This is a genomic window from Candidatus Streptomyces philanthi (assembly GCF_059553635.1).
In genome coordinates this window covers 1-6,391 of record NZ_JCANQV010000309.1, presented here as the reverse complement: position 1 = coordinate 6,391, position 6,391 = coordinate 1, and the positions used below count along the sequence as shown (strand labels likewise).

The 6,391-nt window shown below is 71.7% G+C and carries 7 protein-coding genes; 5 read left to right on the top strand and 2 right to left on the bottom strand.

The genetic code is table 11. From position 1 onward, the window contains the following. From AC51EU_RS25475 to AC51EU_RS25460, 4 genes are all read left to right on the top strand, one after another. The coding region (locus AC51EU_RS25475; RefSeq protein ID WP_496269416.1) for an MFS transporter at nucleotides 1-609 on the top strand (609 nt) is incomplete at its 5' end. 16 nt (nucleotides 610-625) lie between these two features. Further along, the gene (locus AC51EU_RS25470) at nucleotides 626-742 is read left to right on the top strand and encodes an SGM_5486 family transporter-associated protein (protein ID WP_496269415.1); all 117 of its coding nucleotides are present in this window, start codon (nucleotides 626-628) and stop codon (nucleotides 740-742) included. 183 nt (nucleotides 743-925) lie between these two features. Then, nucleotides 926-1,153 (top strand): hypothetical protein, encoded by a 228-nt coding sequence (locus AC51EU_RS25465; RefSeq protein WP_496269414.1) that lies wholly within the window; start codon nucleotides 926-928, stop codon nucleotides 1,151-1,153. A gap of 85 nt (nucleotides 1,154-1,238) precedes the next feature. After that, nucleotides 1,239-1,757 carry a SixA phosphatase family protein gene (locus AC51EU_RS25460; RefSeq protein ID WP_496269413.1) on the top strand — a complete coding sequence of 173 codons (519 nt, stop codon included), beginning with the start codon at nucleotides 1,239-1,241 and terminating at the stop codon, nucleotides 1,755-1,757. A gap of 66 nt (nucleotides 1,758-1,823) precedes the next feature. On the opposite strand, the gene serB is transcribed toward AC51EU_RS25460, so the two are convergent. Beyond that, nucleotides 1,824-3,071: a phosphoserine phosphatase SerB gene (serB, locus tag AC51EU_RS25455; protein ID WP_496269412.1), complete on the bottom strand. Its 1,248-nt coding sequence runs from the start codon at nucleotides 3,069-3,071 to the stop codon at nucleotides 1,824-1,826. Between the two features lie 275 nt (nucleotides 3,072-3,346). Between serB and AC51EU_RS25450 the strand changes: the two genes are divergently transcribed. Next, a complete protein-coding gene (locus tag AC51EU_RS25450) occupies nucleotides 3,347-5,857 on the top strand; it encodes an ABC transporter ATP-binding protein/permease (protein ID WP_496269411.1) in 2,511 nt (836 codons plus the stop codon). An 84-nt stretch (nucleotides 5,858-5,941) separates the two neighbouring features. Here the strand turns inward: AC51EU_RS25450 and AC51EU_RS25445 are convergent. Further along, on the bottom strand, nucleotides 5,942-6,391 hold a 450-nt coding region (locus tag AC51EU_RS25445), incomplete at its 5' end, for a transglycosylase SLT domain-containing protein (RefSeq protein WP_496269410.1).

The following is a 6,391-nucleotide window of genomic DNA, read 5'->3' as shown; positions in this document are numbered from 1 at the left end:
GCCGCCGCCCGCCCGGCGCAGCAGCCGGCCCGGCGGATCTCCGCCTCGCCCACCGCCTGGGCGCTCGCCGTCTTCTTCGGCCTCCAGGCCACCGGCGCGTACATCACCATGGGCTGGATGCCGCAGATCTTCCGCGACGCCGGGGTCCCGGCGGGCACCGCGGGCGTGCTGCTCGCCGTGACGATGGCGATGGGCATACCCCTGTCGTTCGTCCTGCCGCGGCTGGCGGCCCGGATGCGGCACCAGGGGCCGCTGGCGGTCGGCCTCGGCGTGTGCGGCCTGGCGGGGTACACCGGCCTCTACCTCGCCCCGGCGTCCGGCGCCTGGGCGTGGGTGACGCTGATGGGCATCTCCAACTGCGCCTTCCCGCTGGCCCTGACGATGATCGGGATGCGGGCCGGCAGCCCCGCGGGCGTCGTCAGGCTGTCGGCCTTCGCGCAGAGCGTCGGCTATCTGATCTCGATCCCCGGCCCGCTGCTCGTCGGCACGCTCTACCAGCACAGCGGCGGCTGGGGCGCGCCGATCGCCCTGATGGCCGGACTGATGACGGCGCAGATCGCGGTCGGCGCGCTCGCCGGGCGGGACCGCAGGATCGAGGACGAGGGCTGAGTGCGACACTGGGCCCATGTCTGTACTGGAACCGAATCCGCAGGGCGGCCACAAGAAGCTGCTCCTGGTCCTGGGCGCCATGCTGGGCGTCACCGTCGTCGTCGCCGTGATCGCGAGCATCGCGGCCGGCTGACGGCCCCGTAGGGGGAGGGAGGGGCCCGACCCCGGTCCCCCCGGGGCCCGGTCTCAGGGGTACGTCGGGGGTTTCCCCGATGGAACGGCCCGCCGGGCCCCGTAACGTCGGAGACAGACGGCCCGCCGCAGGCGGCGCACCGCGGCGGCGGGCCGGTCCCCGAAGCACCACGGAGGCGATTCCATGTCAGCCGTCGCACGCCGCACCTCCGCATCCGCGGCGGACGGCTCCGGCACCCGGCTTCCGTGGTGGGCGCTCGCCCTGCCGGTCATCTCCTTCATCGCGCTGCTCCCGCTCATGGCGTCGTCCGTCCCGGCGGGAGCGGCGGGCAGGGCGGGCGCGTCCGTGGTCACCGGCGGTCTGTGGGAGTTCTTCCTGGAGCTGGCGCGCCGTACGGGCCTCCTCGGCTGAGCACCCTCGCGGCCGCTCGGCACACGCCGGGGAAGCGCCCCAACACCCCGCGCCGCCCGCCGCCTTTCGTGCGAAGCTGGAAGGCATGAGCGTCGATACACCTCGCCGGATTGTCCTTCTCCGACACGCCAAGGCCGCCTGGTCGCAGGACGACGACCACGAACGTCCGCTCGCCGACCGCGGCCGCAAGGACGCGCCGGCCGCCGGCCGCCGTCTGGCCGGGGCCGGGATCACCCCCGACCTCACCCTCTGCTCGACCGCCCTGCGGACCCGCGAGACCTGGAAGCTGTTCGTCGGCGAACTGCCGCAGCGCCCCAGGACCGTGTACGACGAGCGCCTCTACGAGGCTTCGCTCGGCGAGCTGATCGCGGTGCTGAACGAGGTCTCCGACGAGGTCGGTGACCTGCTGGTGGTCGGCCACAACCCCGGTGTGCACGCGCTGGCGGACGCGCTCGCCGGCGAGGCGGAGGACGATCTGCTGCCCCGGATGAACCGCGGGGGCTTCCCCACGGCGGCGATGGCCGTGATCGAGTTCAACGGTTCGTGGAAGTCGGTGGAGCACGGCGTCGGCCGGCTCACCGCCTACTGGCCGCCGCACGAGTGACCCGTTCCGGGACGTACGACGGGCCCCGGCGACGCTCGCGCCGGGGCCCCGTGCCGTCCCGCGGGCTCAGCCGACGTGGGTGTCGGCCGCCTCGACCTCCTCGCGGGTGACGCCGAGCAGATAGAGCACGGTGTCCAGGAACGGCACGTTCACCGCCGTGTGGGCGGCCTCGCGGACCACCGGCTTGGCGTTGAACGCGACGCCCAGACCCGCGGCGTTGAGCATGTCCAGGTCATTGGCGCCGTCGCCGATCGCGACGGTCTGGTCCAGCGGCACCCCGGCCTGCGCCGCGAACCGCCGCAGCAGCCGGGCCTTGCCCGCCCGGTCCACGATGTCGCCGGTCACCCGGCCGGTCAGCTTGCCGTCCACGATCTCCAGCGTGTTGGCGGAGGCGAAGTCCAGCCCCAGCTCCTCCTGGAGCGCGTCCGTGACCTGCGTGAACCCGCCCGAGACGACACCGACCTGGTAGCCGAGCCGCTTCAGCGTCCGCACCAGGGTCCGGGCCCCGGGCGTCAGCCGCACCTCCTTGCGCACGGTCTCCACCACCGAGGCGTCCAGCCCGGCGAGCAGCGCCACCCGGGCGTGCAGCGACTGCTCGAAGTCCAGCTCCCCGCGCATCGCCCGCGCGGTGACCTCGGCGACCTGTGCCTCGCACCCCGCGTGCGCCGCGAACAGCTCGATGACCTCGTCCTGGATGAGCGTGGAGTCCACGTCCATCACCACCAGCCGCCGGGCCCGGCGCTGGAGCCCGGACGCGACCACCGCCACGTCCACCCCCAGCTTCGCCGCCTCCGTCGCCAGCGCGCTGCGCAGCACCTCCGTCGGCACGCCCGAGACCGCGAACTCCACGGCGGTGACCGGGTACTTGGCGAGCCGGAAGATACGGTCGATGTTGCCGCCGGTGGACGTTATGGCGGCGGTGATCGCCGCGGTGGACCCGGCGGTCAGCGGGTGGCCGAGCACCGTGACGTGCGAACGGCCGGTGCCGCGCGGCCGGTTGTCGCCCCGGCCGGAGATGATCTCGGCCTGGAGGTGCAGCGACTCGGCCCAGCTGTGGACGGTGGCCCGCAGATCGCCCTCGGAGGAGCCGGTGACGCCGGCGGACGGGGAGGGCGCGGTGACCAGCGCGCACAGCACTATGCGGCCACGGGTCACGACCTGCTCGATGTCCACGACATCGACGGAGTAGGCGGCGAGGGTGTCGAAGAGACCTGCGGTGATGCCGGGCCGGTCCTTCCCGAAGATCTTCACGAGGAGGGTCGGTACGTCATCGCCCGGTACGGCGGTGGCAGGAGGGATCTGCGATGCGCTCATGGTGCCTTTACGGTAACCGCCGGGGCGTCGCGTCCGTACACCTGTCCGGCCTTCGGGCCGCCCGGCGAGGCGCCCGGAATGCCGGGAACGGGGGATCGGAGGCATTCCCCGCCGCTGCTCCGGCTCTGCACGGAAGTGTCCCCGGGCGGCGGGCGGAGCCGCCCGTCCCCCGGCGCCGTCCCGGTTTCCGGTCCGGGCCTTGATCCTGAAATAGTTCCTCCCGATGTTCGCCATCCTCGGTCTTCACGCACTGGGCGTCACTCGGGGGCTATGCAATGGGGCAGGGAGTGCCTGATCTCGTACTCGAATCGAACGGAAGAACCTGGACGCTCGACCCGTCGCGGTCCTACGCCGTGGGCCGTGATCCGCAGGGCGACGTGGTGCTCGACGACGCCAGGGTCTCGTGGCGCCATGCCGTTGTCCGCTGGGCGGGGCACGGCTGGGTCGTGGAGGACCAGGGCAGCACCAACGGCACCTATGTGCAGGGGCAGCGGATCCAGCACACGGAGATAGGCCCCGGTTCGGCCGTACGGCTGGGCAACGCCACGGACGGCCCCCCGCTGAACCTGGCGGCGGCCACCGCGCCGACCCCCGAGGCCCTCCAGGCGCAGTTCCTCACCGCGCCGATGCAGGTGGTCGGGCAGAACGGGCAGATACCCCCCGTACGGCACGGCGGCCAGGCGTACGCCCCGCGGCAGCGGCAGGACCCCTCCCCGGCGCAGGCCCGCGAGGCGCAGGACGCCCCCGCGGCGGGCGGCGACCGCTCCCCGACCACCTTCCACCGCCTGGACCTCGGCCGGGTCATGCGCATCGGCCGCGCGCTGGAGAACGACCTGGTCGTCTCCGACCTCCAGGTCTCCCGCCACCACGCGGAGTTCCGGGCCACGCCCGACGGCCGCTACGAGATCCGCGACCTCGGCAGCCACAACGGCACCTACGTCAACGGTGAGCCGGTGCCGCGCTCCGGCACCACCGTGATCGGCCCGAACGACATCATCGGCGTCGGCCACTCCACGTTCCGGCTGGTCGGCGACCGCCTGGAGGAGTTCGTCGACACCGGAGAGGTCACCTTCTCCGCCCGCCACCTGACGGTCACCGTCGACGGCGGCAAGAAGATCCTCCGGGACGTGTCCTTCGGCGCCCCCGAGAAGTCACTGATCGCCGTCATCGGCCCGTCCGGCTCCGGCAAGTCGACGCTGCTCAAGGCGCTGACCGGCTACCGCCCCGCCGACCGGGGCGACGTCCTCTACGACAACCGCAACCTCTACAAGCAGTTCGCCGAGCTGCGCCAGCGCATCGGCCTGGTGCCGCAGGACGACATCCTCCACAAGGAGCTGTCCGTCCAGAAGGCGCTGCGCTACGCCGCCAAGCTCCGCTTCCCCGGCGACACCGCCGAGGCCGAGCGCGAGGCCCGGATCGGGGAGGTGCTGCGCGAGCTCAAGCTCCACGTCCACAAGGACAAGAAGATCAGTTCGCTCTCCGGCGGCCAGCGCAAGCGCGTCTCGGTCGCCCTCGAACTGCTCACCAAGCCGTCGCTGATCTTCCTGGACGAGCCCACCTCGGGCCTCGACCCGGGCATGGACCGCGACGTCATGAAGCTGCTGCGCGACCTGGCCGACGACGGGCGCACCGTCCTCGTCGTCACCCACTCGGTCGCCGAGCTGGGCCTGTGCGACAAGCTGCTGGTGATGGCGCCCGGCGGCGGGGTGGCCTACTTCGGCCCGCCCGAGGAGGCGCTGAACTTCTTCCAGTACGAGAGCTGGGCGGACGTCTTCTCCGCGTTCGAGAACTACCGCGACTACGACTGGGCGGGCCGCTGGCGCGGTTCCCCGCACTACCAGATGTACGCGGCGGACATCGAGGCGGTCGCCGCGCAGTCCGAGCAGATCCAGCCGCCGCCCGCCCGGATGCAGAAGTCCCAGGGCTGGGGCGTCCAGCTGTGGACGCTGATGCGGCGCTATGTCTCGGTCCTCGCCTCCGACCGCGGCTTCCTCGCCCTGATGGTGCTGCTGCCCGCGGTGCTCGGCGTGGTGTCGATGCTGATCCCCAGCGACCACGGCTTCGCGTACGGCCCGGAGAGCCGGCACTACACCAACCGCGACGCGGGAACGATCATGCTGATCCTCGCCGTGGGCATGTGCTTCTCCGGAGCGGCCAACTCCGTGCGCGAACTGATCAAGGAGCGGATCATCTACGAGCGCGAACGGGCCACCGGCCTGTCGCGTTCGGCGTATCTGATGTCGAAGGTGATCGTGCTCGGCGCGGTCACCGCCGTCCAGGGCGTGATCATCTCGGTGATCGGCTTCTGGACCCGGAACATGCCCGCCGACGGGCTGATCTTCCGGAGCATGCCCGCCATCGAGATGGCGCTCGCGGTCATCGCGCTGGGCCTCACCTCGATGATGTTCGGCCTGATCATCTCGTCGCTGGTGAGGACCGCCGAGAAGACCATGCCGCTGCTGGTCATGTTCGCCATCGTCCAGGTCGTGTTCACCGGTGTCCTCTTCCAGCTCTACGACACCGTGGGCGTGGCGCAGCTGTCCTGGCTGATGCCCTCGCGCTGGGCCGTCGCCGCGATGGGCGCGACCGCGGACATGAACACCCTGCTGCCCTGGCAGCCGGCCGACCTGGAGAAGCACATCCCGGCCAACCCCGACCCGCTGTGGAAGCACCAGACCGGCGTCTACGTGATGGACATGATCATCCTGATCGCGCTGGGCGTCGCCCTCGCGTTCGTCGTGGCCCGGCTGCTGCGGCGGCACGAACCGGAGGTCATGCGCAAGTGACGCGCTGACCGCACAACGGCGCCGAGGGGCGGCACCCGTAGCAGGGTGCCGCCCCTCGGCGCCGTTGGGGCGTGAGGAAACGGCTCAGTAGGCCGAGTTGACGTTGTCCATGGAGCCGTACCGGGCCGCGGCGTAGTTGCACGCGGCGGTGATGTTGGCGACCGGGTCGTAGATGTCCCAGGAGGTGCCGGGCACGTGGTACGCCTGGAAGGTCGGCGCGATCACCTGGAGCAGGCCCTTGGACGGGACGCCGTTGCGGGCGTTGATGTCCCAGTTGTTGATGGCCGCCGGGTTGCCGCTCGACTCGCGCATGATGTTGCGGTGGATGCCGTGGTACGAGCCGGGGATGCCGTGCCGCGCCATGACGTCCAGCGACTCCCGGATCCAGCCGTCCAGGGTGTTCGGGTAGGTCTTGGCGACCTCCGTCTTCACCGCGGCGACCGGGGCGGCGTCGAGGGCGACCCGCTCGGTGGAGCGGTTCGCGGCCGGTATCCCGCCACGCTCCTTCACGGACTTCACGGCGGCGGCCTTGAC

Coding starts and splice junctions, on each gene's coding strand:
- AC51EU_RS25470 (WP_496269415.1), top strand. CDS start 626: ATGTCTGTACTGGAACCGAATCCGCAGGGCGGCCACAAGAAGCTGCTC.
- AC51EU_RS25465 (WP_496269414.1), top strand. CDS start 926: ATGTCAGCCGTCGCACGCCGCACCTCCGCATCCGCGGCGGACGGCTCC.
- AC51EU_RS25460 (WP_496269413.1), top strand. CDS start 1,239: ATGAGCGTCGATACACCTCGCCGGATTGTCCTTCTCCGACACGCCAAG.
- serB (WP_496269412.1), bottom strand. CDS start 3,071: ATGAGCGCATCGCAGATCCCTCCTGCCACCGCCGTACCGGGCGATGAC.
- AC51EU_RS25450 (WP_496269411.1), top strand. CDS start 3,347: ATGGGGCAGGGAGTGCCTGATCTCGTACTCGAATCGAACGGAAGAACC.